Source organism: Caballeronia sp. LjRoot29 (assembly GCF_964252755.1).
In the GTDB taxonomy this organism is placed as follows: domain Bacteria; phylum Pseudomonadota; class Gammaproteobacteria; order Burkholderiales; family Burkholderiaceae; genus Caballeronia.
The window spans coordinates 79,747-104,694 of the sequence record NZ_CAXUPU020000026.1 but is presented as its reverse complement, the minus strand read 5'-3'; the positions used below and the strand labels follow the sequence as shown (position 1 = coordinate 104,694).

At 60.6% G+C, this 24,948-nt stretch carries 26 protein-coding genes; 6 read left to right on the top strand and 20 right to left on the bottom strand.

Annotated features, from left to right (window positions below):
• Nucleotides 1-202: 202 nt before the first annotated feature.
• Entirely contained in the window at nt 203-856 is a 654-nt protein-coding gene (locus tag ACSQ83_RS24920; protein ID WP_436229962.1) for a glutathione S-transferase family protein, read from the top strand.
• Between the two features lie 25 nt (nt 857-881).
• On the opposite strand, the gene ACSQ83_RS24915 is transcribed toward ACSQ83_RS24920, so the two are convergent.
• The 9 genes from ACSQ83_RS24915 to ACSQ83_RS24875 form a co-directional block, all read right to left on the bottom strand.
• Nucleotides 882-1,127: a hypothetical protein gene (locus tag ACSQ83_RS24915; RefSeq protein WP_414947564.1), complete on the bottom strand. Its 246-nt coding sequence runs from the start codon at nt 1,125-1,127 to the stop codon at nt 882-884.
• Between the two features lie 66 nt (nt 1,128-1,193).
• Complete coding sequence (locus ACSQ83_RS24910) at nt 1,194-1,424, bottom strand: hypothetical protein (RefSeq protein WP_414947563.1); 231 nt, start codon at nt 1,422-1,424, stop codon at nt 1,194-1,196.
• Nucleotides 1,425-1,522: 98 nt separating this feature from the next.
• Nucleotides 1,523-2,446 carry a carbohydrate kinase family protein gene (locus ACSQ83_RS24905; protein WP_414947562.1) on the bottom strand — a complete coding sequence of 308 codons (924 nt, stop codon included), beginning with the start codon at nt 2,444-2,446 and terminating at the stop codon, nt 1,523-1,525.
• Nucleotides 2,447-2,484: 38 nt separating this feature from the next.
• Complete coding sequence (locus tag ACSQ83_RS24900; RefSeq protein WP_436229961.1) at nt 2,485-3,786, bottom strand: AGE family epimerase/isomerase; 1,302 nt, start codon at nt 3,784-3,786, stop codon at nt 2,485-2,487.
• Nucleotides 3,783-4,808: a LacI family DNA-binding transcriptional regulator gene (locus ACSQ83_RS24895; RefSeq protein ID WP_414947560.1), complete on the bottom strand. Its 1,026-nt coding sequence runs from the start codon at nt 4,806-4,808 to the stop codon at nt 3,783-3,785. The genes ACSQ83_RS24900 and ACSQ83_RS24895 overlap by 4 nt, the downstream gene beginning before the upstream one ends.
• A 257-nt stretch (nt 4,809-5,065) precedes the next feature.
• Entirely contained in the window at nt 5,066-5,716 is a 651-nt protein-coding gene (locus ACSQ83_RS24890; protein ID WP_436229960.1) for an SAM-dependent methyltransferase, read from the bottom strand.
• Nucleotides 5,713-6,489, bottom strand: a complete 777-nt coding sequence (locus ACSQ83_RS24885) for a PIG-L deacetylase family protein (RefSeq protein ID WP_436229959.1) — start codon at nt 6,487-6,489, stop codon at nt 5,713-5,715. Before ACSQ83_RS24885 ends, ACSQ83_RS24890 begins: the two co-directional genes overlap by 4 nt.
• Nucleotides 6,477-7,520: an acyl-CoA dehydrogenase gene (locus ACSQ83_RS24880; protein ID WP_436229958.1), complete on the bottom strand. Its 1,044-nt coding sequence runs from the start codon at nt 7,518-7,520 to the stop codon at nt 6,477-6,479. Before ACSQ83_RS24880 ends, ACSQ83_RS24885 begins: the two co-directional genes overlap by 13 nt.
• Nucleotides 7,521-7,896: 376 nt before the next feature.
• On the bottom strand, nt 7,897-8,919 hold the full coding sequence (locus tag ACSQ83_RS24875; protein ID WP_436229957.1) for a bile acid:sodium symporter family protein: 1,023 nt from the start codon (nt 8,917-8,919) through the stop codon (nt 7,897-7,899).
• A gap of 534 nt (nt 8,920-9,453) precedes the next feature.
• On the opposite strand from ACSQ83_RS24875, the gene ACSQ83_RS24870 reads away from it, so the two are divergent.
• Complete coding sequence (locus ACSQ83_RS24870; protein WP_414967095.1) at nt 9,454-9,897, top strand: hypothetical protein; 444 nt, start codon at nt 9,454-9,456, stop codon at nt 9,895-9,897.
• 723 nt (nt 9,898-10,620) lie between these two features.
• Complete coding sequence (locus ACSQ83_RS24865; protein ID WP_414947924.1) at nt 10,621-11,643, top strand: porin; 1,023 nt, start codon at nt 10,621-10,623, stop codon at nt 11,641-11,643.
• Between the two features lie 110 nt (nt 11,644-11,753).
• Here ACSQ83_RS24865 and ACSQ83_RS24860 read toward each other — a convergent pair whose 3' ends face one another.
• Nucleotides 11,754-12,728 carry an NAD(P)H-dependent flavin oxidoreductase gene (locus ACSQ83_RS24860; RefSeq protein WP_436229956.1) on the bottom strand — a complete coding sequence of 325 codons (975 nt, stop codon included), beginning with the start codon at nt 12,726-12,728 and terminating at the stop codon, nt 11,754-11,756.
• 297 nt (nt 12,729-13,025) lie between these two features.
• Between ACSQ83_RS24860 and ACSQ83_RS24855 the strand changes: the two genes are divergently transcribed.
• Nucleotides 13,026-13,919 (top strand): alpha/beta fold hydrolase, encoded by an 894-nt coding sequence (locus ACSQ83_RS24855; protein WP_436229955.1) that lies wholly within the window; start codon nt 13,026-13,028, stop codon nt 13,917-13,919.
• A 210-nt stretch (nt 13,920-14,129) separates the two neighbouring features.
• Here the strand turns inward: ACSQ83_RS24855 and ACSQ83_RS24850 are convergent, their stop codons facing one another.
• From ACSQ83_RS24850 to ACSQ83_RS24830, 5 genes are read right to left on the bottom strand one after another with little or no spacing between them, the layout of a single operon-like run.
• Nucleotides 14,130-15,047, bottom strand: coding sequence for an MBL fold metallo-hydrolase (locus ACSQ83_RS24850; RefSeq protein WP_436229954.1), 918 nt, complete (start codon nt 15,045-15,047; stop codon nt 14,130-14,132).
• The gene (locus tag ACSQ83_RS24845) at nt 15,044-15,601 is read right to left on the bottom strand and encodes a DUF1289 domain-containing protein (protein WP_436229971.1); all 558 of its coding nucleotides are present in this window, start codon (nt 15,599-15,601) and stop codon (nt 15,044-15,046) included. Before ACSQ83_RS24845 ends, ACSQ83_RS24850 begins: the two co-directional genes overlap by 4 nt.
• 41 nt (nt 15,602-15,642) lie before the next feature.
• Nucleotides 15,643-16,143, bottom strand: coding sequence for a YbaK/EbsC family protein (locus tag ACSQ83_RS24840; RefSeq protein ID WP_436229953.1), 501 nt, complete (start codon nt 16,141-16,143; stop codon nt 15,643-15,645).
• Nucleotides 16,144-16,173: 30 nt separating this feature from the next.
• The gene (locus tag ACSQ83_RS24835) at nt 16,174-17,097 is read right to left on the bottom strand and encodes a hydroxymethylglutaryl-CoA lyase (RefSeq protein WP_436229952.1); all 924 of its coding nucleotides are present in this window, start codon (nt 17,095-17,097) and stop codon (nt 16,174-16,176) included.
• 32 nt (nt 17,098-17,129) lie between these two features.
• Nucleotides 17,130-18,071, bottom strand: coding sequence for a 2-hydroxyacid dehydrogenase (locus ACSQ83_RS24830; RefSeq protein ID WP_436229951.1), 942 nt, complete (start codon nt 18,069-18,071; stop codon nt 17,130-17,132).
• Nucleotides 18,072-18,339: 268 nt separating this feature from the next.
• Between ACSQ83_RS24830 and ACSQ83_RS24825 the strand changes: the two genes are divergently transcribed.
• Both ACSQ83_RS24825 and ACSQ83_RS24820 read left to right on the top strand, forming a co-directional pair.
• On the top strand, nt 18,340-18,960 hold the full coding sequence (locus tag ACSQ83_RS24825; RefSeq protein ID WP_436229950.1) for an RBBP9/YdeN family alpha/beta hydrolase: 621 nt from the start codon (nt 18,340-18,342) through the stop codon (nt 18,958-18,960).
• Nucleotides 18,961-19,044: 84 nt separating this feature from the next.
• On the top strand, nt 19,045-20,061 hold the full coding sequence (locus ACSQ83_RS24820; RefSeq protein ID WP_436229949.1) for a sulfate ABC transporter substrate-binding protein: 1,017 nt from the start codon (nt 19,045-19,047) through the stop codon (nt 20,059-20,061).
• A 21-nt stretch (nt 20,062-20,082) separates the two neighbouring features.
• On the opposite strand, the gene ACSQ83_RS24815 is transcribed toward ACSQ83_RS24820, so the two are convergent.
• The 5 genes from ACSQ83_RS24815 to bioA all read right to left on the bottom strand — a co-directional run bounded on the left by ACSQ83_RS24815 (nt 20,083) and on the right by bioA (nt 24,890).
• Nucleotides 20,083-20,316 (bottom strand): hypothetical protein, encoded by a 234-nt coding sequence (locus ACSQ83_RS24815; protein ID WP_436229948.1) that lies wholly within the window; start codon nt 20,314-20,316, stop codon nt 20,083-20,085.
• Nucleotides 20,317-20,480: 164 nt separating this feature from the next.
• Entirely contained in the window at nt 20,481-21,542 is a 1,062-nt protein-coding gene (gene bioB / locus ACSQ83_RS24810; protein ID WP_414947544.1) for a biotin synthase BioB, read from the bottom strand.
• A gap of 35 nt (nt 21,543-21,577) precedes the next feature.
• Nucleotides 21,578-22,303 carry a dethiobiotin synthase gene (gene bioD / locus ACSQ83_RS24805; protein WP_414967102.1) on the bottom strand — a complete coding sequence of 242 codons (726 nt, stop codon included), beginning with the start codon at nt 22,301-22,303 and terminating at the stop codon, nt 21,578-21,580.
• On the bottom strand, nt 22,300-23,532 hold the full coding sequence (gene bioF, locus ACSQ83_RS24800; protein WP_436229947.1) for an 8-amino-7-oxononanoate synthase: 1,233 nt from the start codon (nt 23,530-23,532) through the stop codon (nt 22,300-22,302). Before bioF ends, bioD begins: the two co-directional genes overlap by 4 nt.
• The gene (gene bioA, locus ACSQ83_RS24795; RefSeq protein ID WP_436229946.1) at nt 23,529-24,890 is read right to left on the bottom strand and encodes an adenosylmethionine--8-amino-7-oxononanoate transaminase; all 1,362 of its coding nucleotides are present in this window, start codon (nt 24,888-24,890) and stop codon (nt 23,529-23,531) included. Before bioA ends, bioF begins: the two co-directional genes overlap by 4 nt.
• Between the last annotated feature and the right edge of the window lie 58 nt (nt 24,891-24,948).

The following is a 24,948-nucleotide window of genomic DNA, read 5'->3' as shown; positions in this document are numbered from 1 at the left end:
CTTCCCCGACATAACCGGAAGGTTTTTGCGTTCTTGGCGATCGAACGCTCGTACCAGAAACAAAACCGATCTTTATTGAGATGAATGAGCGGAAAACACCTGCCGAATGGCTAACGTGTGGTTAACCCGCGTCTCGAAACACTCAGGAGCGGGTAATCTGGACGCTCTCTGACAACGCCGCGTGACGAAAAGGAATTTGCCCATGAAGCTCTATTACTGGCCGAAGACGCGCGCTTTTCGCGCGTTGTGGATGCTGGAGGAATTGCGCGTGCCGTACGAGTTCGCCTACGTGAACATCCGGGCCGGCGAGCAGAATGCGCCGGCGTTTTGCTCGGTGAACCCGATGTCGAAACTGCCGGCGCTGGATGACGATGGGGTGTGCGTCGCCGAGTCGGGCGCGGTGCTGCTTTATCTCGCCGATAAATACCCTCAAGCCGGGCTCGGTGTCCCGCTTGATGATCCGCTGAGAGGCCGTTTCCTCCAATGGATGTTTTTCACGAGCGCTTGTCTTGAACCGGCTATGGCCGAACGGATGACGGGCGCTCCGAGCAACAGCGTGAGTTTCGGCTGGGGCGATTTGGGCCGCGTGGAAAAGGCGATTGAATCGGCATTGGCCGATGGCCCGTGGCTGCTTGGCGCGCGTTTTACAGCAGCCGATATCCTCGTTTCGAGCACGCTGCAGATCGCCTATATGGCGAAGCTGATCGAGCCGGGCGGGGCGCTGTCGGATTATGTTGCGCGTGCGACGTCGCGGGAGGCGCATGAACACGCCGCATCGATCGATAAACAGGAAGCGCAGAAGGTGCCGTCAGCCGCCGCGCAGCAGCAGACGGGCACGGTCACCTTGAAACCGTAAGGTCTCTTTGATTCGTCTCTTTGATTCAAGGGAAGGTCTTGGGTTTGGGAATGCCTGCGCCGGCTTCAATATCGGCAACCGCCTGGACGTGCGCGGCATCAATGGCGTCCTTGGGAGCCGACAAGCCGTTATCGCCGCCAATGGTTTTCCACGACTGCACGGCTTTGTCGTGGTGGCGGATTTCGTATTCGGCGTCCCAGCGCGCACCCTGTAGTTCGATGGGCCGAACGTGGATGGAGTAGACGCCGTAGAGGAAGAGTTGTTCAGCCATGGTAATTCTCCCGTTCAAGCGAAGTGAAGCAACAACAGCGGCAAGCAATCTGCGCGCCGCTGTTGTTCACAACTCGAGTTCGCCGAGGATCCGGTGAGCGAGCGCGCGGGCTTCTTCCAGCGCCTCATCTTCGGACAACGATGTGGCCGGGACGTCGTACTGTTTCGGCTCCGAATCCTCGCCGTCTTCGCCGTCGTCCCGCACTAGCGTGACAGCGCCTCGAAACTGGCCGCCGTCTACGGCGTGAGCGCGGATCGTCGCGGTGTAGATGCCTTTCGTGTAGATCGTGTCTTCCATGATGCACCTCCGGCAAGGGTTGAAACGATGCTAGCACGCGCATTTATCGCGCGTATGTCCGTCTATCGCTGTCAATCGTTGCACCGTAGGCGCACGTTTCAGGCCAGCAGATCCTCGACTTCTTTCAGCGACGGCGAATGCGCCCCGGACCGCCGGCACGCCGCCGCGCCCGCTGCGAGTGCAAAACGAAGATGGTCCGGCCAGCCGCCGGCGCGGGCCATCAAGCTGTAGAGCAAGCCGGCAATGGATGCATCGCCGGCGCCGACCGTATCGGCGACATCGACTTTTGGCGGGCGTGCCTGCCAGCTTTCGTCGCCGACATACAGCGTAGCTTCAGCTGATCCCCGTGTGACAAGCACGGTGGCTTGCGGATTCATCGCACGGATTTCGGCAATGGCGCCGGTTTCAGCCGGTATTGATGGGAAGAGCTTTTGCAGGTCTTCATCGGAGACTTTGATCAGGTCGGCCAGTGCGGCCATTTTGCGCAAAGTGGGCTCGTAGCCGTGCTCCATCAGGTTTCGATAATTCGGGTCGAAGCTGATCTTCACGCCATGCTCGCGAAGTTGCGCGGCGAGATGAGCGAGCGTGTCGCCAAGCGGCTGGCGCACGAGGCTGATGCAGCCGAAGTGCGCCCATTTCACCGAGTCCATCCAGCCGGTCGGCAGAAGGTTGGGATCGAACGCGAGATCGGCGCCGTTTTCACCCATGAAGTAATAGGTCGGTGGTTGGGTCTTGTGGACAATGGCCAGCAGCGGCGGCCGCTCGACGCGCTGCATGAAGCGCATGTCGAGGTCTGCCGCGACGCTCGCATCCCAGAGTTCATCGGAGAAATTGTCCGTGCCGAGTGAACCGGCCGATGCCGTCGGCAAACCGAGGCGCGCAACCGCACGCGCGACATTCCAGCCCGCGCCGCCCGGACGGGACAACCAGTCCGACGGGCCCGTTCGGATCAGGTCGGTGAGGATGTCGCCAGCTGAGACGAATTGGGGAAAGGTTGAATTGGAAGTTGCGTTGGAAGTCATCGTACTCACCGTTTAGCTTGTCTTTTTAGCTTGCTTCTTTAGCTTGCTTCATTCGCTGCTTCTTTCGTCGCTGTTTGCGTTGCTGTTTTCGTTGTGTCGCGGCTGTGGGGCGCGTCCGCTACGCTGATTGCGTTCAGCACTTCGTAGCACGCGCCCATCGTGTGGTAATCGGTCTTGCCGGCGGGGCTCTTTTCGTCGCCGTACTTGCGGTTGTCGCAGGTCAGGATGCGGAACCACGCGCCATATTCGTGATCGACAAAGTGCGCCCAGCTATAACGCCAGAGTTCGTCGTAGCAATCCCAGAATCGCTCCAGACCTGTTCGCTTGCCGAGCAATGCAGCAGTGGCGAAGGTCTCGGCCTGCACCCAGAAGTATTTGTCGTGGTCGCAGATGGTGTTGTCCGGGCCGAAGCCGTAATACAGGCCGCCGTGCTGGTCGTCCCATGCGCGGTTGAAACCGGCGTCGAATAGTTCGATCGCGCGCGGTGCGAGCCACGGCAACGCGCGGTGCCGCTCCAGGATCAGCAGCAGCTTCGCCCATTCGGTCTGGTGGCCGGGCTGGAAACCCCACGGGCGGAAGATGTTGGAACTGTCGGATTCGTTGTAATGCCAGTCGACTGACCAGTCGGCGTTGAAGTGCTCCCAGACCAGGCCGTGGCTCTTCCGAGCCTGACGCAACGTGATATTGCCGGCAATTTTCTCCGCGCGATCCAGATACAGCACGTGGCCGGTCGCCTCGTACGCGGCCAGCAACGCTTCGGTCGCGTGCATGTTGGCGTTCTGCCCGCGATACGACGACAACTGCCAGTCGGGCGTGGCTTCATCGGCGTAAAGACCGGCGCTCGCGTCCCAGAAATGCTTGTCCATCAGCTGGAAAGTTTCATCGATCAAGGGTTTGGCTTCATCGATACCCGCCATTGCCGCGTGCGCGTACGCCAGCAAAACGAACGCGTGGCCGTAGCAATGCCGCGTGCCGTCGAGCGTGCGTTTCGCACCGTCACGCCATTCGATTTCCCAGTCGTAGCCTTCATTCACCGTGTCCCAATGCGCATTGCGCAAGAACGCGAACGCGTGACGGGCATTGTCCTGATGTTGCTGGCCGCCGAAATGACGAAAGGCCATCGCGTGGTTGAAGACGAAGCGCGTGCTGCTGACAAGGTGCCGCGTGGTGCGGTCGTAGACCGTGCCGTCGTCCTTGAAAAAATGAAAAAAACCGCCCGAGTCGTCGCGGGCGGTTCGTGCGTAGAACGCAAGTGTGTGGCGAACGTGGTCGAGGAGGAAATCGCGGCTTCGAAAGTTCGGTTCTGCCGAACCCGCCACGTGCAGAGCGGTTGAGTTCATACCGATGTCTGTGTCCGTGTTATGGCCGAGCTCGCGCGAGGAATCAGGCGCACGGGCACGAGCGTGTCGGTTGTGTTCGCGTCATCGTGATTCTGAGCGGTTTCCAGCAGCAACTCCACGCCACGCCTGCCAAGTGCTTCCTTGTCGACCGTAACCGTGGTGAGCGGCGGCGTGCTTTGAGCCGCGGCAGGAATATCGTCGAAACCGACAAACGCGATGTCTTCCGGCACCCGCAAACCGTGCGCGAGACAGACGCGCATGGCAGCGAGGGCCGCTGCATCGTTATAGGCGAAAACGGCGTCGGGCAGCGGCGCGGATTGCGCGCGCGCTTGCGCGATCAGGCGCTCCATTGCGTCGGCGGCAGCTATGTCGGCGTCGATAGCGGGCTGCGTGGTGACTTCAAGCGTCGGGTTAAACAGCAATCCCGCTTCAAAATACGCCAGCCGGTATCCCATTGCCCGCTGCGAGATGCTGTAGTGCGCCAGCGATCCGCCAATGAAGGCAATCCGCTTGCGACCGAGCGCAAACAGATGCTGCATGGCGAGCGCGGCGCCGCGCGCGTTGTCGACGTTCACCGAGCGGAAACCCGGCGCGCGCAAATCGATCAGTACGACCGGGCGGTTCATGGACCGCAGATGGGTCAGCAACTCCGGCTCGATAAATCCCGCAACCGCTACGGCGTCGGGTGCGTGAAGGCGCATTTGCTGGGCGAGATCGTGCGTGGGACCGGCCGTGAGGACTGACGGCACCAGCCGCCGCTCGCGACAGGCTTCTTCGAAACCGTGCAGAACGTGGGAAAAGAACGGGCTGACCGCAAAATTATTATGCTGGCGATGAAGCAGGAATGTGACGCGCCGGATTCGGGTTCGAAGCTGGGCGGCGTCGTAGCCAAGTTGTCGCGCTGCTTCGACCACGCGCTCACGCGTCGTTTCCGACAAGCCCGGCTGGTTTTTAAGCGCCCGCGATACCGTGCCGATCGACACACTGGCTGCGCGCGCGACATCGCGAATGGTTGTGGCCATCGGGTTTCTCGTCTCCGCCGGTGAGTAGGATGTTGTTCGCGGATGACGCGTTTTATGCACGTGATGTGTTTACTAACGCCGCCAAGTTCGCACGATTTTGGCGATTGTATAGTAAAACGAGGTGAAATCCTGCTCGAAAAAACCTAGAGAAAACCCCTAAACCATTTGTAGGTAAGGCTTGCAGTTGGCTTGATTGTTTAGTAGGTGTGGTGGGAAACCTCGGCTATGAGATTCAATTTGCTGCGGGGTGGTGTGCATTAGCGCGCTTCTCGCTGATGAGTTGATTTCGCATCCGATGACCACACGTCAAGCACCATGTCGTCGTCTTGATAGAAGGACAACTGCGGCAGCGTGAGTTTTGCGCGAAGCTCCCGATGTACATGATCGCCCGAATGCGGCCATCCCTCGATCGGCCGCCGCCAATGGCAGGCGAGCACCGTGCCGCCGTCGGCGAGCGAAACCTCAATCCTTGCGACAAGTTTGGCGAGTTGCGCGTCATCCAGGTAATACGCCACCTCGCTGATGACGATCAGGTCGAACTCGCCATCCGGCCAGTCGTCAGGCATGGCGCGCTGTTCGACCCGGACGTTCTCAAGATGCGAGACACGCTGCCGCGCGAGTTCGACCGCAGCCAGATTCAAATCCGCCGCGAGCAGCTTCTTGCATCGGGAGGCCAGTTCAACGGTCAGTTCGCCGTTCGCGCAACCGGGTTCATACCCGCGACGGTAGCGTTCGTCGGGGAGGGCCGCCAACGTGAGCGCGCGCTTGCGCCGCTCGTACCAGCGCTCGCGAAGCAGCCAGGGGTCGTCACTGCCTTCATAGAGACCGGCGAAATAATCCTGCGCGTTCGGCCCTTGCGTTGTTGATTCCTGCGCGGATGATCCTGGCGGTTTCGGTTCCTTCTTCATATCAGTACGACCTCGTAGGGACGCGTGAGACGCTCGAGCACATGCGCGGGCAGGATGGGTGCGCGACCTGTCGAATTGTCGGCTTCGATCTGGCTCCGAAAAGCCTGGATCGCTTGAATCTTGCGCGCAAGCGTTGCTTCATCCAGCACGATGCGGCGCGCTCGGCTCCACGGCACGCGGGAGTCTTCGGGCGTCGCCCAGTGCCACGTCCACACGGGAACTTCTACGAACGGCAGGTCAAGCGCACCCGCCACCGCGGTCACGGCCCGGCCGACCGATTCGTGGTCGGGATGACCGTCGAAACGCCAGGTTCCAAATACAATGTCGCCCGGTTCGAGACGCGCCTTCAGCGCTTCCGCCAGTTCCGATTCGAACGCTTCTCCGCCGCCGTCTGGAAGGTGGAGTCGCTCCAGCGCGACATGCTTCATACGCAGACGTTGTAGCGCCTCGTGCGTTTCTTGCGGCCGAGTCGCGGCGAGTCTCGCTGCGGGCCATTCCGGTGACGCAGGATGGCTCGCAGTACCGTCCGTCACAGCGATGATCAGCACCTTGCGACCCAAGTCGGACAATTGGGCGAGCAGGCCGCCCGTGCCCAAAATTTCATCATCCGGATGTGGCGAAACAATCACGGCGCGTGATCCGGGCGGCACGAGGATCGCCGAATCAACTTCGGGCAGGCTCCAAAGCCGCCCGGAGTTTTGCCAAGTTGCTTCCGGCGTGCCATTTCCCTTGATGGCGCGGGCGTTTGCCGAGTGAGTTACTACAGGTTCCATGTGCCGCATTCCCCATTGATAAGTCGTTCAGCAAGCGCGGCTTCATCGCGTTCGGCATGACTCTGCCGGATAAAAACAGGTAGATCGGCCATCAGGCTGGCGAAATGACGGTCACGGCAGAGAGGAGCGGCGCCCAGTGCGCGGCCAGCACGCTCGATGACCGCAACCGCTGAACGTTCCGCTGCCAATCGAACTCGAAAAGCATCCGGCATTGCATCGGATTGCGGCTCGCGATCAATTCGTGCTGCCGCTTCGCGCAGCAGGCTGGCGGTCCCGGAGAGCGCCGTGTCAATTGCGCCCAAGTGGGCGAGCTTGTACGGATCGGCGCGGCGGCCTGCGTCCCGTTTCACGAATTCCCCGATTGCCGCCGCCGCCCCGAACCAGCATGCTGCGATCCCACCGCCGCCATGCCAGAAGCCCGCTCGCTCCAGATAGGCGCGCGGCGCACCGATGCTGATAGCTCTGGCGTGATCAAAATGGACGTCTACGCTCGCGCTCGCCGCCATGCCGACAGCCATCCAGCCATCACGCGTGATGCGCACGCCCGGTTGGTGGAGATCGACGGCGGCGAGAATGGGCTCGTCCTTTTCGTTCCAGGCTGTGACGAGAGCATGGGTAATCGAGGCCGCTCCGGAACACCAGGCCTTCGTACCGTGCAACGTGATGCTGTTTGCGTTGGATGCCGCACTCGCGGCGAGGCGAGCCGTGGGCGGTTCTGCTGCCCAAACCCCCCATGCCTGACCGCGTTCAGGAACGTGTGCTTCGCCCAGCTCGGCCATGATCGCGAGCGCGTCCGTATGGCCTTCGAACAGTTTGACCAGCGCGAGGTCGCACGCCGCAACCGCAGCGAGAATTTGCCAGCGTTCAAGTGTGGCGCCGTGGCCGGGAAGTGGCAGGCGATCAAAGCCGCCATCGATCAGGGCGTGAAGCGCGCGGGCCGTATCAGTGCTCGAGCCGCGCTCGAAACGGAGGTCACGCAAAAACGACTCGAGAATGGATTCGCTCGCGGCCCCGCCGGTCAGTGGTTGCATGGTGGTCGCTCCTAACCGCTTGCATGGATGAAGTCAGGCATGTTGTTGTCCGTACCTGGTGCCAGTAACAGCTTCTGGACTCAAGTGTGGCAAGGCACATGCCCGACCACCAGTCAGCCAGACGGCATAGGAGTTGTGAAAACGGGTTGTGGAGAAACGAAACGCAGTTGCCGGCTGCCGCATCAAGTCATAGGTCTTCAGGACGAATCGACAGAACGGCTGAATGAGCTCCAAATAGCAAAAAAGCCGCACAGGGCGGCTTCATGCTTGGATATGAGTCGGGGAGTCAGTCATGCAGCGCGTTTTCACACCACTACTATTGCCAGAGGCGGCGTGGGCGCAGCGCTCACTGGCGGTCCTAATGGTCCCAGTGGACCTAACGCGCTCGCACGCCAGCGCCTTCTGCTTCTGGCTGCGCCGTCTGCTCACCCGATGTGTCACGGGCGCCCCAGCGTTGCGCCAGTACAGCGCACGTCATCAACTGGATCTGGTGAAAGAGCATCAGCGGCAGAACGACCGCGCCCACCGCATGCGAGGCGAAAATCACCTTCGCCATCGGGATACCCGAAGCGAGACTCTTCTTCGATCCGCAAAAAATGATCGTGATCTGATCGGCCCGGTTGAAGCCCAACCGTTTGCTGGCGAACGCCGTGATTCCAAGCGCGAGCGCCAGCAGGACTACGTTCACCACAACCAGTCCACCGAGCGTTTGCAAGGAAATGGTGTGCCAGATGCCCTCATTTACCGCTTCGCTGAACGCCACGTACACGACCAGCAGGATCGAGCCCTGGTCGACGAAGCGCAGGATGCTGCGATTCTTGTCGAGCCATTTGCTGATCACCGGCCGCAGCAACTGCCCTGCGATAAACGGCACGAGCAATTGCAACACGATATTGCCGACCGTGTGCCACGCGGAACCAGCGTGGCCGGTACCGTCCGTCACCACGAGGCCGACCAGCGCGGGCGTGATGAAAATGCCGAGCAGGCTCGACGCCGAAGCGGCGCAAACCGCCGCTGGCACATTGCCCTTCGCAATGGATGTGAACGCAATGGACGACTGCACGGTGGACGGCAGCGTGCACAGGAACAGGATTCCCATGTACAGCGCTGGCGTGACGAGCGGTGTGAGAACGGGTTTTAACGCCAGGCCGAGCAAGGGAAACAACGCAAACGTGCTGAGCAGTACGACGATATGCAGACGCCAGTGCGTCATGCCCGACACAATCGCTTCACGGGAAAGCTTTGCGCCGTGCAGGAAAAACAACAGTCCGACGGCAATGTTGGTCAGCCAGTTAAATCCGACCGCCGCAGCGCCGCGGCAGGGCAGCAGGCTGGCCAGAATCACCGTGCCTACCAGTGCGAGAGTGAAGTTATCGGGGAGAAACTTGGGGCGGGTCATCAGGGATTCGCATGTTCATGAGAGTGCTTGACGACTTCCGGCGATCACGTTTTTGCCTTTAAAAGGTTCAAAAGGCGAATAGACATGCGCGAAAAGCGTCGCTAACGCTATTTTGCGTGCATATCGATTCAAGATGCAAATTCATTTAAGTGATCTATTAATTCTACAAATGCATGAATGGTCGGTTTTGGGTACCCGGAGTAAGCCCGCAGCGGGGCCGAAATTGACCTTCGGCGAGCCGGCGATCAGCGGTCGAAACCAGACGAATTTGGTAAGACGGAAGCCTCGTGAATCCATCCCAAAAAGAGCCAAAAAACAGTGAAGTAACATGGTGTTACAACCCTCAGGAAGGCCTAACACTTTTTGGCTCGACTCCAGTCGCGCGGCACAATAAATTGAACGACAGATTGGTTGGCAGGCGCGCGTTGAGAGACGCCGGCCTGATGGTCCGACAAATGACCAATCGGCGATGCCCGGCGGTATTTACTTTCCGCCAACACGCTCGAACAGAGTCGGACAACTCGCAGTATCGACATGTTGCTCACCCGATTTCGACCTATCGCTCGCTTGATCCTCGCCGCTGCTGCCGGACTGGTTGCGGCGTCGGCGCTGTGCGCGTCGATGGCTTTCGCCGGTGGAAACAATGGCGGGACGTTTAATCGGAATGCCGGGCAGGCTCAGGGGCAATGGAGGGCAAATTCGGCGAACTCGGTGAATCGCCATGCGATGCGAGTGGACGAGGTCGAGAGCGGAGCCCAGCCGTTCCGTTATCAACGTGTTGCAGCAGGTTCTGGCTTGACGCCGATCAGCGCAGAAGTGCGCGGTGGTGCGCGCGCCGACCAGGCTGCGCAATTGCGCACCGGCGGATCGATCCGCGCTGACATCGCCCGTTATAACGAAGAGCGCAGCAGCCCGCGTCCGTCAGGACGCCAGGGCGATGACCCGCGCTCGCAGGCGAACTCCCCTTATCGGAATTAGTGGCGGCGAACGGCGGAAGTGCTCCGCGCACAGCCGGACGCTTGCGTAGTGCCGACGCGAATCAAGCGCGCACGGCACGCGCGTAGGCGAAACGCGTACCGCACCGCCCCTACGCTCCAGAACGAAGGCACCCCCCGCAAGTATCTCCACACAATCTTCCAACCGTTGATTCACCTCGCCGCATCTTTGCTTGCGAGTACAAAACAAAAAACAATTCCCGCGTCTATGGCGAGCGTCGCAATGACGTAATCCCGCCACAGTCTTGTCGCCAGAAGCCCGCGTCCATTCCTCTCAAAATTAGTCGCATTAACAGTGGGTTCGGCGAGCGTTTCTGATCGCATTTTTATTGTTGCCGGATTGCAGATTGCCCGGGTGCACCGTGGCATATAGCATCGCGGGCTATCGCATTGCCGGCCGGCCCTTACCTCAAGCGTCCTTTTCACATCGCGTTACATCGGGCGATAAAAGTTCGTCACGCGCAATGTATTCAAATCGCTATAGACGGCATAAGGAAAGTTATTTTTGTCCAGAAAAATGATCCGTAAAGATGGTCCCGCTCTAAGCCATCTGCACGCATAGCGGACATTTATAAGAACAGTCCGATAAAGCGAGGCAATGCCCCTCGCCGAATCCCGATTTAACGTTAATACGACAGGAGAGTCCATGAAGCCACCCGTAAACCGCGTGCTGAAGGCCGCGGCCAAGGCTACCGTTACTGCCAGCATGTTCGGCCTGCTTGCCGCCAGTTCGGCTCAAGCGCAATCGAGCGTCCAGTTATACGGACAGGTCGATGAATGGGTGGGCGCCACTAAATTCCCGGGCAGCGCCACGGCGTGGAATGTGGGCGGCGGCGGTATGTCGACGTCGTACTGGGGAATGAAAGGCAGCGAAGATCTCGGTGGCGGTTATAAGGCGATCTTCACGTTGGAAAGCTTTTTCCGGGCGCAGAACGGCAATTACGGACGCTTCCAGGGCGACACATTTTTCGCGCGCAACTCGTATGTCGGCATTGAGTCGCCGTACGGTACGGTTACCGCTGGCCGGCTGACCACGCAGTTGTTTGTATCGACGATTCTGTTTAACCCGTTCATCGATTCATACACGTTCTCGCCGATGGTTTATCACGTGTTCCTCGGTCAGAGCACGTTCCCAACCTACACGACGGACCAGGGTGTGGTCGGCGATTCAGGTTGGGACAATTCCGTTCAATACACCACGCCTGATTTCAGCGGATTGTCGGGTAGCGCAATGTACAGCTTCGGAAATCAGGCCGGAGATCAAGGCTCGAAGAAATACAGCGCCCAATTCCTGTATTTTCATGGCCCCTTTGCGGCGACCGGCGTGTATCAATACGTGAATTTCAGCGAGACGCCGGGTGACCTGACGTCTTTCGTGGCCGGTTACAAGAGCCAGAGCGTAGGCCAGTTTGGTGCGTCGTACGACATGAAGTTCGTCAAGTTCTTCGCTCAGTACATGTACACGCACAACGATATCGACCAGGGTTCGTTCCATGTCAACACGGGCCAGGGCGGCGTGACCATTCCGGTCGGCGTGGGTTCGGTGATGGCGTCGTACGCGTATTCGCGCAGCAACGGCGGACTCGACCAGACGCACAAGAGCTGGGCCGTCGGCTATGACTATCCGCTGTCCAAGCGCACGGACGTCTATGCTGCCTACCTGAACGACAAGTACACGAGCATGTCGAGCGGAGACACCTACGGCGTAGGCATTCGCACGAAGTTCTGATCGATAAACATTAGATCTCGGCAAAACAAAACGCCGCTCCCTATCAACTTGGAGAGCGGCGTTTTTGTTCTCAGCCGCGCCAGCGATACAACCCGCTCCGCAGCATTCCTTTATCCCGCATCAGCCGAGATACCCAGCCGCGTCTTGGCATCGTCGTATTCATGCCTGAGACGCGACACGAGTTCCGCGACCGTCGGCACGTCGTCCATCAGGCCGACGCCTTGCCCCGCGCCCCAGATTTCCTTCCACGCTTTAGCTTTGATCGCTGAATCGCCGAAATTCATCGCTGCTTTATCCGATGCGGGCAGCGCATCCGGATCCAGCCCGGCGTTGAGAATGCTCTGACGAATGTAGTTGCCGTGCACGCCGGTAAAGAGATTCGTATAGATGATGTCAGCCGCTTTCGACCCGACAATCGCACTCTTGTAGTCTTCCAGCGCATGCGCCTCGCGCGTGGCAATGAAACGTGTGCCGATATACGCGAAATCCGCGCCCATGGCTTGCGCGGCGAGAATCGATCCGCCGTTGGCGATAGCGCCGGACAGCGCGATAGGGCCATCGAAAATACGCCGCACTTCTCCCACCAGCGCGAACGGCGACGTCATGCCCGCGTGGCCGCCGGCACCGGCCGCGACCAGGATTAAGCCATCGACGCCCGCTTCCAGCGCCTTCTCGGCGTGCCGCAAGTTGATCACGTCGTGTAAAACGATGCCGCCGTAGCTATGCACGGCGTCGATCATTTCCTTGACCGGTGCGCGCAGGCTGGTGATGAAGATCGGCACGCGATGCTCCACGCACACTCGCACATCCGCCTCGAGCCGCGCGTTCGAGTGGTGCACGATCTGGTTGACCGCGACCGGACCGACCGGAGCGCCAGGATTCGCCGCCTTATGCGCCTCGATTCCCTCGCTGATCTGCGTCAGCCATTCATTGAGCAGCTCGGCCGGCCGCGCGTTCAGCGCGGGAAACGAGCCGACAATCCCCGCCTTGCATTGCGCGAGCACGAGCTCGGGATAGCTGACGATGAACATGGGCGAAGCAATGACGGGTAGCGCGAGGTGTTGCAGGGCGGCGGGGAGTGCCATGACACGAGTCTCCTGATTGAATGTGAAAGCCGGCGATACGCGCGCGTCCATCTGGCGTGGGGTCGCAACAACCGTGCTGGCGATTGTTGCCGGACTTGGGCATTGCTTGAACCTTTAACGAAAGCGCCGCACGCGGAGCATGCGAACGACCGTTCGATTATAGGCGAATCTTCCGATGCGCGATCATCGCGGACATTGGAAGAAGTCTTCAGCTTCTACGAAAGCGCCTGCCTGCAAGCAGTTTAGTTCGCCGCGGACGCCTACAATGCTTTTCCCGTCACGCTGAATAATCACGCCATGTCGTTCGAAGACTACGAGCCGTTTACCTTCGATGCCGCGGGCGTCGACATTGCCGGCGTGAAGGGCGGTAACGGGCCGCCGCTTCTGCTGCTTCACGGACATCCGCAGACGCATGAGATCTGGCATCGGCTGGCGGGCGCCCTGGCGCAGCATTTCACTGTTATCGCGACGGATTTGCGCGGTTACGGCGCATCGGCGAAACCGCCCAGCGACGCGCAGCACACGCCCTATTCCAAACGCGCGATGGCTGCTGATCAGGTCGCGGTCATGCGGCACTTCGGGTTCGAGCACTTCATGGTCTGCGCGCATGATCGCGGCGCGCGCGTGGCGCATCGGATGGCGCTGGATTTTCCATCGGCTGTCGACCGCCTGATGCTGCTCGATATCGCCCCGACGCTCGCCATGTACGAGGCCACCGATCGCGCGTTCGCCACCGCTTATTTTCACTGGTTCTTCCTGATCCAGCCCGAGCCGCTGCCGGAATTGCTGATCGGCGCGCATCCGGACGCGTATGTCGAGCGCGTGATGGGCAGTCGCCATGCCGGCCTCGCGCCGTTTGCGCCCCATGCGTTGCAGGCCTACCGCGACGCGCTGCGCCAGCCCGGCGCGGTGCATGCAATGTGCGAGGACTATCGGGCGTCCGCGAGCATCGATCTCGAGCACGATCGGGTCGATATCGAATGCGGCAACCGGCTCGCGTGTCCGTTGCGGGTGTTGTGGGGGCAGGAAGGCGTGATCGAACAGTGCTTCGAGCCATTGGTCGAATGGCGTCGGGTTGCGCGCGATGTCAGCGGCCGGGCGTTGCCTTCGGGCCACTATATTCCGGAAGAAGTCCCCGACGAACTGCTCGCGGAAATGCTCGCATTTTTTGAGGCAACCGAGGCCGTATAAGGGCGCAGCGTGCGCGCGTCATCGCGCGTTCAACTGGTTGTCATAAGTCTGTAGGGAAAGCACCGATGCGTCTCAAAAATGAGCGCGCTACGATGCAATCGGCGCTGATCACGTCAACAAAATTCCGCCGCTTGGGGCTTGCTGTTCGACGATAAATCGACAGCCGACAAGCGGCTTTTCTTTTGGTTGTTCAGTGCCGTGCCGTTATGTTCACGCCACGCGCACCGTTTCGCCATCCGCCTTCAGCACGCCACTCGCCGCCAGTTCGGCGAGATACTTTCGCACTAATCCCGGACGGTCATCGGAGAGCAGGTTGGCGGCGGCGCGCATTGCTCTGGCGTTATCCACGAGCTGCAATAATGCGCTGACTGGCATCGAACGCAACTCCATCAGCTTGAACACGATCAGCACCTTCAGCGCATTCTTCGCGTTGCGCACCGGATCGGCACGCAGATAATCGATTCGCGAGAAAGCGATATCCAGCGCCTTCGATACCTCCGTAAACGGCGCGCCGTGGCCGGGGATCACCGCCCGCACGTCAAGCGTGGCGATCAGGTCGAGCACCGCGCGTTGTTCCGCGAAACCGCTTTCGCCTTCCAGTTCAGGAAAGATCACGCCGAAGCCGTTTTCCCACAGCGCGTCGGCGCTGATCAGCAGGCGCTCCTCGGCGCAATACAACATCAGCGAATGCGGATCGTGACCGGGCGCGCCGAGCACGGACCAGTCGATACCGCCAAGTCGCAGCGTCGCTCCCGGCGCAATCGTGCCGGTGATACTGAAACGCTCGCAGCTCTGCCCGGTCGCGCGGAACGTGAGTGTGTCTTCGTCCCATTCGCGCACGGCGTCAGCTTCTGTTTGTGGAATCAGCGTCTCGCAGAAGAAATGCGCCTGCAGCAACGCATTGCCGCCGCAATGGTCCGAATGCAGGTGCGTGTTCACGATCAGGTTGAGCGTGCGTTCATTGCGTTCGTTCCCTAGCGCTTGCTGAACGAGCGCAAGCGTCTGCGGCGCGTGGGTCGAGTAGCCGGAATCGACCAGCGCGGTGCGGGCGCCGTCTATAAAAAACACGTTATTCGACGACAACCAGCCGCGCTCAAACACCCGCATGGACGCCGGCAACGTGATCATGGTTGCGGGCCTTTCGGCATCACAACGATGGTCGCGCTCGCCTTGACCACGATCTCGCCGTGCTGGTTCAGCGCCTGCCCTTCGAGCTTCACGAGATCGCCGTTCAAGCTCGGCTTCCAGTGCGCTTCGATGACTTGCCAGCTCATCGCGAGCACGTCGTTTGCCTTGACCGCGCGCGTGAGCTTGATGCCGAATTCAAGGCCGAGCGGCTGGGCGTACGTGGAAAAATGCGCGGCGAGCACCGCCATCAAATGCGCCGTGGGTTGCGTGCCCGACGCGATCAGCGAACCGAAACGGCTGGCTTCGGCGTAGGCATCGTCGTGATGCAACGGGTTGAGGTCGTTCACCAGCGTGGCGAACGACTTGATGGAATCGGGCGGTAAGCTCAGCGAAGCCGCGATGGACTCGCCGATGCGCACCACGCGCGGCGCTTTTTTCCGCGCTTGCGCTTGCTTCAGGACATCGGTCTTTTGCGCGTTATCGAAGGAAGACCAGTTCGCTATTTCATCGATCGTGCGAAAACAGCCGTCGCAAAGGCCTGTCGATGGATTCATCCTGCAGACATCGATACACGGCGATGCAACGGCCTCGGTCATCACGCCGTCTCGCGCAACGCGATATCGGCGACCGGCGCGCCCGTCAGCGCGACCAGTTCCTGCGGCGTCAGGTTGAACACCGCGTGCGGATGACCGGCGGCGGCCCAAAGGCTGTCGAGCGCGAGCAGGTCTTCATCGATGAGCGTAAGCGGCGTGGTGGCATGGCCGATTGGGCACACACCGCCGATTGCGTAGCCGGTTTTCTCGCGGACGAACTTGGCGTCGGCGCGGGCGAGTTCGCCGACCCGTTCGGCCACCTTCTTCTCATCGACGCGATTCACGCCGCTCGCAATCACGAGCACCGGCGTGTCGTCTTTTTTGCGGCGAAACAGGATCGATTTGGCGATTTGAGCGACCGAACAGCCAAGGCCGGCCGCCGCTTCAGCCGATGTCTTGCCGGTTTCGGCAAGCATCACGACAGGACTGGCGTGTCCGCGTTCCTGCAGCAGCAACGCCACGCGGCGAGCGGATTCGGGCAGGGCGTCGAGTGTTTCGTTCATCGTATATTTATCCAAATAATAAACCGGTCATCAAACGCAAGGCGCCACGCCGTCGCGCTTCTTCGCGAGCAATGCGCGTCCCACTCGCGACGCGCTCGGCTTGCCGATCGCCTGCGAAATGAAATCGCCGATATCCACGAGTTGATCGAGATCGACGCCGGTTTGAATACCGAGTCCGTTCAGCAGGAAGATCACGTCCTCGGTCGCGACGTTGCCGGTCGCGCCTTTCGCGTACGGACAACCGCCGAGTCCTGCCACGGAGGCGTGGAAAATCTCGATGCCTTCCTGCAGCGACGCATAGATATTCGCGACCGCCTGGCCGTAGGTATCGTGGAAATGGCCGGAGAGCCGTTCGCGCGGGAATACCTTCGATACCGCCGCCATCACCTCGCGCGTGCGGCCCGCCGTGCCCACGCCGATAGTGTCGGCGATATCGATTTCATCGCAACCTAGCGCCTTCATGCGCTGCACGACATCGACGACGGCATCGACTGGCACATCGCCCTGGTACGGGCAGCCCAGAGCGCAGGAAATGCTGCCGCGCACGCGCAAGCCCGCTTCTTTTGCGGCCTTCGCGACAGGTTCGAAGCGCGCGATGCTTTCCGCGATGCTGCAGTTGATGTTCTTCTGCGAGAACGCTTCGCTGGCCGCGCCGAAGATGACGATCTCATCGACTTTCGCTTCCAGCGCCGCTTCGAAGCCGCGCAGGTTCGGTGTGAGCGCCGAATAAATCGTGCCCGGACGCCGCTCGATACCGGCCATCACGGCCGCGCCATCGGCCATTTGCGGCACCCATTTCGGCGATACAAACGATGCCGATTCCACATTCTGCAGACCCGCGTTCGCGAGCAGGTTCACCAGTTCGACCTTGACGTTGGTCGCGACGAATTCCTTCTCGTTCTGCAGGCCGTCGCGCGGTCCCACTTCGACGATCTTTACTTTGGCGGGTAGCATGCCTGTCTCCTTTTTAATGCCTTGATAGCTGCTTAATAGCCTCGTTTCACATCGACTATGCCGGATATCGGCTCGCCGCGCGTGAGCGCCATGATCTTGCCCGCGATCTGCTCAATGCTTTCTTCGCGCAGCGTTTCCGCCGAGATATGCGGCGTGATCGTGAGGCGCGGCGTGGTCCAGAACGGATGATTGTCCGGCAGCGGTTCGGCGTGGAATACATCGAGCGTCGCGGCGGCGATCTGGCCGGTTCGCATCGCGTGAAGCAGGTCGTCATCGACCAGATGCCCGCCACGCGCCAGATTGACCAGATACGCGCCGGGTGCGAGCCGTTCGAACGTGCGCCGGTTCAGGATGCCCTCGGTATCCGGCGTATGCGGCAGCAGGTTGATGAGCACCCTCACGCCGTCGAGGAAGGCGTCGAACTGCTCGTTGCCGGCGAACGTCTTGATGCCTGCGATATCGCGCCTGGTACGGCTGAATCCTCGCACCGGCATGCCGAACGCTGCGAGCGCCTGCGAAACTTGCGCGCCGAGAACGCCCAAGCCCAGCACGCCGACCGTGAAGTCCTTGAGCGCATAGGGCGGCAGTTTTTGCCATCGATGTTCACGCTGGAGCGCATCGTATTCGTCCAGCCGACGCAAGTAGCGCAGCACCGCATGGGTCGCGTATTCGACCATCTGATGGCCCATGCCGCTATCTTCCAGGCGCACGAGCAGCGCGTTGGGCGGCAGCGTGCCGGGTTGCTTGCGTTCGACGTCGAGGATTGCATCGACGCCCGCGCCCAGATTGAACACGGCCTTCAGATCCGGCCGGTTCGCGAACAGCGCCGATGGCGCGCGCCAGACGACCGCATAGTCGGCCGGGGCGTTGTCGCCGGGCTGCCACAGGCGTACATCGGCGCCGGGAAGCGCGCGGGTGAGATCGTCGAGCCAAAGCGGGGCCTCGGCTTGGTGTTCGTAGAGAATGATCTTCATCGAAGGTTCGTGTTTGTTCGCGGGGAAGGGCAGGCGGACCGAGCGTTGAATTGTGTCCGAAATTAAGCCTATTTTACGGTTTCGCGGCGATTTCGCCGTAGTTCCGCCGATTAGCACGCGCAACGCGGGCGATAACGCCACTGATTTAGCCTGATAGTCGCCCGATCGCCTCCGATAACCAAATGACGAAAACTTGGTTCGCGCGGGCGCGCTTCCACAGCAGAATTGTTCCTCACCATGCTGGCTACGAGCTGGCAGCGAGGTTCACATGAGTTCATGCAGCACATCCGCCTGGCCGCCGCGGCTCGTTACCGTCCCGGGCTTGCACGGCAGCGAGGGCGCGCACTGGCAAACGTGGCTGGAGCGGCAATTGCCAAGATCAAGGCGCGTCGAGCAGGACGACTGGGACGCGCCTCAACTCGACGCGTGGGCGCAATCCGTCGCTGATACAGTGACGAGCGTTCGTGGTCCGGTGATTCTTGCCGCGCACAGTTTCGGTTGCCTCGCGGCCGCACACGCGATCGCACAGGGGCTGACGGGCGACGCCGTGGCCGGGGTGCTGTTTGTCGCGCCCGCCAGCCCGGACAAGTTCAAGTTCGCGGGGGAGTTCGAACCGCGTCGGCTTGGCGTGCCATCGGTGCTGATTGCCAGCATGACCGACCCGTGGATGCCCTTCGATCAGGCGATGCGCCTCGCAAGCCAGTTCGGCAGCGCGTTCGTGAATCTCGGCGATTCCGGGCACATCAACACGGCGGCGGGTTTTGGTCCGTGGCCGCGCGCAAAATATTTTATCGATACCCTGATTCATTGCGCGGCCCCGGCGCGTTTTACGGAGCAGCCCGATGTGTTCGAGCGCCTCGAGCCCATCGAACAGGCGGCGTATGGATGAGTTGTCCGATGCATTACAACCCCGGCTTTTCGATAGAATCGCCGCTTCATAGCGGTTTTCACTATTCGAATCATCGGGGGATGTATGGCGGGTTTGAAGCATTGGGCAGCAATCGCGGCGCTGGGTGTTGCTACCTTCGCTACGTTCACACCGTTCGCTCACGCGGAGACGGCGTTGCTCAACGTCTCGTATGACGTCACGCGCGAGTTGTACAAGGACATCGATACCGCATTCATCGCCGACTATAAGAAGAAGACCGGCGAGACGCTCTCCGTGCGCCAGTCGCATGGGGCGTCGAGTGCGCAGGCTTTGTCGGTGATGCAGGGGCTGCAGGCTGACGTGGTCACGATGAACCAGCCGAATGACATCGACTTGCTGGTCGAGCGCGGTGGCCTCGTGCCGGCTAACTGGCGCACGCTTTTGCCGAATAACGCTGTGCCGTACACGACCACCATGGTGTTCTTGGTGCGCAAGGGCAACCCGAAGAACATCAAGGACTGGAGCGATCTCGCGCGTCCCGGCGTGCAGGTCGTGATCGCGAATCCGAAGACATCGGGTAATGGGCGTTATGCGTATCTGGCTGCGTGGGGTTACAAGAAGCAGCAAGGCGCAACCGATGAACAGGCTCAGGCGTTCGAGAAAGCCATCTTCAAGAACGTGCCGGTGCTGGATACGGGCGGCCGCGGCGCAACGACTACCTTCACGCAACGCGGTATTGGCGACGTGCTCGTGACGTTTGAAAACGAAGTCGCGTTGATGAACGAGGGCGCGAGCGGCAAGGATTTCGACGCGGTGTATCCGTCGGTGAGTTTGTTAGCCGAGCCGCCGGTGGCGGTGGTTGCCAAGGTTGTGGACAAGCGCGGGACGCGCAAGGAAGCGCAGGCGTACCTGGATTATTTGTGGACGCCTGCGGCGCAGGAAATCATCGCGCAACATCATCTGCGGCCGCGTAACGCCGAGGTGCTGGCGAAGCACACGAGCGAATTCAAGCCGATCAAGACGTTCACGGTGGAACAGGTTTTCGGCAACTGGCAGAAAGCCCAGCAAACCCATTTCTCCGATGGCGGCACGTTCGATCAAGTGATTGTGGATAAGAATTGAGGTAAGTGCGCCGGGCAATACCTACAAGGTATTGCTCTCTTCCTTCAGCAGCCGGCACTCGGATGTGACCATGTTTGCGGCCAGCACCATCAGATGATGGGCGTACGCGATACGTTCATAGTCGCGCGAGCAGCCTGCCGCGGCATCGAGCACAATCGGTTCTTGCGATGTTACGCGACAAAAACGGCTGGTTCTGAAGACGCCCGGCGACATTTCTCGCGATTGTTGGGCTCCTTCTTCGCTGGAAAGCGACATTTTTCCGCTGACGCGAGGGAATGACTGAAGTTTTTTCGCTGCTACGCGACAAATAGCAGAAGCCGGAACAATCCAAAATAAAATCCCCCGAAATCTTACGATCGCGAGGGATTTTGTACATCAACAGCGCTTCACCGCGCCGTCACTGCAAACTGGTTTGCCGGTCACTGCACCTGCGCGTGCCCGCATTTCACCTCACACGCTTCCGCCGCCTCCAACTGCTGTGACGCTTGCGCTTGCATCCCCAAACGCTCCAGCAGTTTCCTGTCGGCTTCAGCCTGCGGATTGCTCGTCGTCAGCAATTGATCACCATAGAAAATCGAGTTCGCGCCCGCGAGGAAACACAGCGCCTGCAGCGCTTCATCCATCTGCTCCCGCCCAGCCGATAACCGCACCATTGCCTTCGGCATCGTGATGCGCGCAACCGCGATCGTGCGCACGAATTCGAACGGATCCAGCGGCGCGGTACCCGTCAGCGGCGTGCCTTCAACCTGCACCAGGTTGTTGATAGGCACCGATTCCGGATACGGCTCCATGTTCGCCAGTTGCGTGATCAATCCAGCGCGTTCACGCCGCGATTCACCCATGCCGACAATCCCGCCGCAACACACATTGATACCAGCATCGCGGACGTGTTCAAGCGTATCCAGACGATCCTGGTACGTCCGCGTCGAGATGATCTGGCCGTAGAACTCCGGCGATGTATCGAGGTTATGGTTGTAGTAATCCAGCCCGGCATCGCGCAGACGCGCCGCCTGATGGCCTTCCAGCATGCCTAGCGTCACGCAGGTTTCCAGACCCATCGCCTTCACGCCGCGAATCATGTCGGCGATCGGTTCCAGATGCTGGTCCTTCGGATTGCGCCACGCCGCGCCCATGCAAAAACGCGTCGCGCCGTTCGCCTTGGCGATTTCAGCGGCCTTCAGGACGTCATCGACGGCCATCAGCTTTTCGGCCTTCAAGCCCGTGTCGTGATGCGACGACTGCGGGCAATACGCGCAATCTTCCGGGCAGCCGCCGGTCTTGATCGACAGCAGCGTGGAGAGCTGAACCGTGTTGGCATCGAAGTGTTCACGATGCACGCCCTGGGCGCGAAACAGCAGGTCGTTGAACGGCAGGTCGTAGAGCGCGACGATATCCGCCACGCGCCAGCGAGCCAGCGTTTGCAGAGCAGCGGGTTGAGCGGCAGGTTGAGTGGTCTTGTCGATGGATTGCACTTGCGTCATGTGAGGATCCTTTTCGTATTGCAGATAACGATAATTTACTGGCCCGCGCCGGCTGAACGAAGCGTGTCCAGCAGCAGGGAGGTATCTATGAAAGTCGTCGCCGTCCGAGCGTCCGGCGGCGCGAGGCGAGGAATCGTGCCGAGCAGCGGCGCATTGTATTGACTGTCGAGCCGCAGCCGGATTGCTTCGATATTTTCAGCAGGAAAGAGCATGGCGGGATCGATCTGGTTGGCCACCCAGCCCACGAGATGCAGCCCCCGCGCCGCGATAGCCTCAGCGCTCAGCAACGCATGGCTGATGCAGCCGAGGCGCATGCCGACCACGAGCACGACTGGCAGGTTCAACGCGAACGCGAGGTCGGCGGTATCGTGGACATCGGTGAGCGGCACGCGGAATCCGCCCACGCCTTCCACCACGACCACGTCCGCTTGCTGCACGGCGAACTTGTGCGCTTCCACGATCCGCGCAATGTCCAGCGACACATTCTCGCGCGCCGCTGCAATGTGCGGCGCGGCGGCGTCCTTAAGCATGAACGGCGTGCGTATCGATGGCGGCAACGCGACGTTCGCGGCGGCATCGAGTTGATCGGCGTCTTCGTTGTGCCACTCGCCATCGCGTTCGAACGCGCCCGCGGCGATGGGTTTCATCGCGGCGGCGCGCAGGCCGAGGTTAGCGAAACCATGCAGCAACGCAGCCGATACGAGCGTCTTGCCGATCTCGGTGTCGGTGCCGGTGACGAAGAGTGAGAGCGGCGCGGTCATGGTCGGTTGCTCAGGGTTTGCAGTGCATCGTCGAGCTTGGCGAGGTCGTCGAGGCCATGCGCGGCTGACAGCGAAATGCGCAGGCGCGAAGTGCCAACAGGCACGGTCGGCGGCCGGATTGCAGGCACCCACATGCGGTATTCATCGAGTTCGGCGGCAAGCTTCAGCGTCTCTTCATTGCCGCCGATAACCAACGGTTGAACTGCTGTATGCGAATCCACGGGCGACCATCGCGTGTTTTGCAAAATGGCCCGCGTGCGCTCGATTAGCGTAGCCAGATGTGCGCGCCGTTGATCACCTTCCTGCCCTTCGATAATCTTCAGGCTCGCCGATACCGCGTGCGCCACGGCCGGTGCCGATGCCGTCGTAAAGATGTACGGCCGCGCGCGCTGCACGAACCATTCGATCACCGTTTCGTGCGCGATCACGAAGGCGCCTGACACGCCCGCTGCCTTGCCCAACGTGCCGACGTACACGAGATGCGGCGAGTGCAACGCCGCTTCGGCCAGCGCGCCGCGTCCTTGCGGACCGAGCACGCCGAAGCCGTGGGCATCGTCTACCACGAGCCACGCGCCGTATCGCTCAGCCAGAGCGAGCAACGATCCAAGCGGCGCAATGTCGCCGTCCATGCTGAAGACCGAATCCGTCACGATGATCTTCGTGACGTTCTCATTCCCGCCCTCATTCGCCGATGCCTCGAGCATGGCGCCGAGCGCTTCGGCGTCGGCATGAGGATAGATGCGAATTTGCGCACGCGACAAACGTGCGCCATCGATCAGCGATGCATGGTTCAACGCGTCGCAGAACATCAGCGTGTCGCGGCCGCCTGACGTGCCCAAGGTGCCGAGCGTTGTCAGCGTCGCGAGGTTCGCCATGTAGCCGGTGCTGAAATACAGCGCGCGCGGCTGGTCGACGAAACCGCCGGAGAACGCCGCGAGGTCATCCTCAAGCTTCTCGTGCGCGCGTGAGTGGCCGCCGAGCAGATGCGATCCACCGCTGCCCGCGCCGTATTTTTGCGCGCCTTCCGCGAGTGCTTCGCGCAAGGTTTCGTGCGCGGCGAGACCGAGGTAATCGTTGCTCGCAAAGCCGATGATCTCGCGTCCGTCCACCGTCATGTGCGCGGCGCAGGCGCTGTCGGCGATACGGCGACGACGGCGCAGACCGTTGCGTTCGATATCGGCAAGACCTTGTTTCAGGGTGTCGAAAAGAGCGCGCGATGTGATGCTCATGCAGCCTCCGATAACGTGGCGTCGAAGACAGTACGCGTGCGTTCGGCGAGCAGCGTGAGCTCGTCGTCGCTGAGAATGTACGGCGGCATCAGGTAGACGGTTTTGCCTATCGGTCGCAATAATAGCTCGTGTTTCAAGGCATTTTCGAAGAAACGCCGCGAGAACGAGCGTGCTTGAGCGGGGTCTTCAATAAGAGCATCGAAGGCGAAGATCGTGCCGCGTTCGCGCAGGTTCGTGACATGCGGATGATCTTGAAGCGGACTGAACGCAGTGCGCAACACGGACGATTTGCGGCGATTCTCTTCAAGCACATTCGCGCTGTCGAACAGGTCGAGCGTTGCCAGGGCGGCGCGGCAGGCGAGCGGATTGCCTGTGTACGAATGCGAGTGGAGGAACCCGCGCGTCATGTCGTCGTCGTAGAAGGCGGCGTAGATTTCATCGCGTGTCAGCACGATGGATAACGGCAAATATCCACCACTGATTCCCTTCGATAAACACAAGAAATCTGGCCAGATAGCAGCCTGTTCGCACGCGAAGAACGTGCCGCTGCGACCACATCCGACAGCGATTTCATCGGCGATGAGATGTACGCCGTAGTCATCGCACAAAGCACGCAAGCCCTTCAAATACGAGGGATCGTGCATCGCCATGCCGGCCGCGCATTGAACCAGCGGTTCAACGATAACGGCTGCAAGTTGCGAGGCTTTGGCGTCGAAGAGCGTTTTCATATCGGCGAGCGCGCGCTGTGCGACGTCCCGCGCGGTCTCTCCTTCGCGGGCTTGTCGAGCATCCGGCGATGTCGCCACGTGCGCATGTCGAATCAGCGGATCGTAGGCGTCCTTGAACAACGCGACGTCGGTTACGCCGAGTGCGCCGATGGTCTCGCCGTGATAGCTGTTCGCGAGGCAGACGAACTCGCGTTTCTCCGCGCGGCCGCTGTTGCGCCAGAAGTGGAAACTCATCTTCAAGGCAATTTCGACTGCCGATGCGCCATCAGATGCGAAGAACGCATGGCCCAGCGTGTGCTGCGTCAGGGCGTGCAGACGCTCGGCGAGCAGGACGGCGGGTTCGTGCGTGCAACCGGCGAGCATCGCGTGTTCGAGCGTGTCGAGCTGATCTTTCAGCGCAGCATTGATGTGAGGATTCGCGTGGCCGAAGAGGTTGACCCACCAGGAGCTGATGGCGTCGAGATAACGATGCCCGTCGTGGTCATAAAGCCACGCGCCCTTGCCGCGAGCGATGGGCACGAGCGGCGTGCGCTCGTGGTGTTTCATTTGCGTACACGGGTGCCATACGGCGCGTAGCGAGCGTGCGACCCAGTCATCGGGTGCGGGCTTTGGCTGCTTGTTCAGGTTCAAAACGACTCCAGGGGGAACGGCCAGTCGTGCGCTTGGGCGAATTCAGGCAACGCTCCCG

Bases quoted from the DNA above. Each gene is read 5' to 3' on its own strand.
- ACSQ83_RS24920 (WP_436229962.1), top strand. From the start codon at position 203: ATGAAGCTCTATTACTGGCCGAAGACGCGCGCTTTTCGCGCGTTGTGG.
- ACSQ83_RS24915 (WP_414947564.1), bottom strand. From the start codon at position 1,127: ATGGCTGAACAACTCTTCCTCTACGGCGTCTACTCCATCCACGTTCGG.
- ACSQ83_RS24910 (WP_414947563.1), bottom strand. From the start codon at position 1,424: ATGGAAGACACGATCTACACGAAAGGCATCTACACCGCGACGATCCGC.
- ACSQ83_RS24905 (WP_414947562.1), bottom strand. From the start codon at position 2,446: ATGACTTCCAACGCAACTTCCAATTCAACCTTTCCCCAATTCGTCTCA.
- ACSQ83_RS24900 (WP_436229961.1), bottom strand. From the start codon at position 3,786: ATGAACTCAACCGCTCTGCACGTGGCGGGTTCGGCAGAACCGAACTTT.
- ACSQ83_RS24895 (WP_414947560.1), bottom strand. From the start codon at position 4,808: ATGGCCACAACCATTCGCGATGTCGCGCGCGCAGCCAGTGTGTCGATC.
- ACSQ83_RS24890 (WP_436229960.1), bottom strand. From the start codon at position 5,716: ATGAAGAAGGAACCGAAACCGCCAGGATCATCCGCGCAGGAATCAACA.
- ACSQ83_RS24885 (WP_436229959.1), bottom strand. From the start codon at position 6,489: ATGGAACCTGTAGTAACTCACTCGGCAAACGCCCGCGCCATCAAGGGA.
- ACSQ83_RS24880 (WP_436229958.1), bottom strand. From the start codon at position 7,520: ATGCAACCACTGACCGGCGGGGCCGCGAGCGAATCCATTCTCGAGTCG.
- ACSQ83_RS24875 (WP_436229957.1), bottom strand. From the start codon at position 8,919: ATGACCCGCCCCAAGTTTCTCCCCGATAACTTCACTCTCGCACTGGTA.
- ACSQ83_RS24870 (WP_414967095.1), top strand. From the start codon at position 9,454: ATGTTGCTCACCCGATTTCGACCTATCGCTCGCTTGATCCTCGCCGCT.
- ACSQ83_RS24865 (WP_414947924.1), top strand. From the start codon at position 10,621: ATGTTCGGCCTGCTTGCCGCCAGTTCGGCTCAAGCGCAATCGAGCGTC.
- ACSQ83_RS24860 (WP_436229956.1), bottom strand. From the start codon at position 12,728: ATGGCACTCCCCGCCGCCCTGCAACACCTCGCGCTACCCGTCATTGCT.
- ACSQ83_RS24855 (WP_436229955.1), top strand. From the start codon at position 13,026: ATGTCGTTCGAAGACTACGAGCCGTTTACCTTCGATGCCGCGGGCGTC.
- ACSQ83_RS24850 (WP_436229954.1), bottom strand. From the start codon at position 15,047: ATGATCACGTTGCCGGCGTCCATGCGGGTGTTTGAGCGCGGCTGGTTG.
- ACSQ83_RS24845 (WP_436229971.1), bottom strand. From the start codon at position 15,601: ATGAATCCATCGACAGGCCTTTGCGACGGCTGTTTTCGCACGATCGAT.
- ACSQ83_RS24840 (WP_436229953.1), bottom strand. From the start codon at position 16,143: ATGAACGAAACACTCGACGCCCTGCCCGAATCCGCTCGCCGCGTGGCG.
- ACSQ83_RS24835 (WP_436229952.1), bottom strand. From the start codon at position 17,097: ATGCTACCCGCCAAAGTAAAGATCGTCGAAGTGGGACCGCGCGACGGC.
- ACSQ83_RS24830 (WP_436229951.1), bottom strand. From the start codon at position 18,071: ATGAAGATCATTCTCTACGAACACCAAGCCGAGGCCCCGCTTTGGCTC.
- ACSQ83_RS24825 (WP_436229950.1), top strand. From the start codon at position 18,340: ATGAGTTCATGCAGCACATCCGCCTGGCCGCCGCGGCTCGTTACCGTC.
- ACSQ83_RS24820 (WP_436229949.1), top strand. From the start codon at position 19,045: ATGGCGGGTTTGAAGCATTGGGCAGCAATCGCGGCGCTGGGTGTTGCT.
- ACSQ83_RS24815 (WP_436229948.1), bottom strand. From the start codon at position 20,316: ATGTCGCTTTCCAGCGAAGAAGGAGCCCAACAATCGCGAGAAATGTCG.
- bioB (WP_414947544.1), bottom strand. From the start codon at position 21,542: ATGACGCAAGTGCAATCCATCGACAAGACCACTCAACCTGCCGCTCAA.
- bioD (WP_414967102.1), bottom strand. From the start codon at position 22,303: ATGACCGCGCCGCTCTCACTCTTCGTCACCGGCACCGACACCGAGATC.
- bioF (WP_436229947.1), bottom strand. From the start codon at position 23,532: ATGAGCATCACATCGCGCGCTCTTTTCGACACCCTGAAACAAGGTCTT.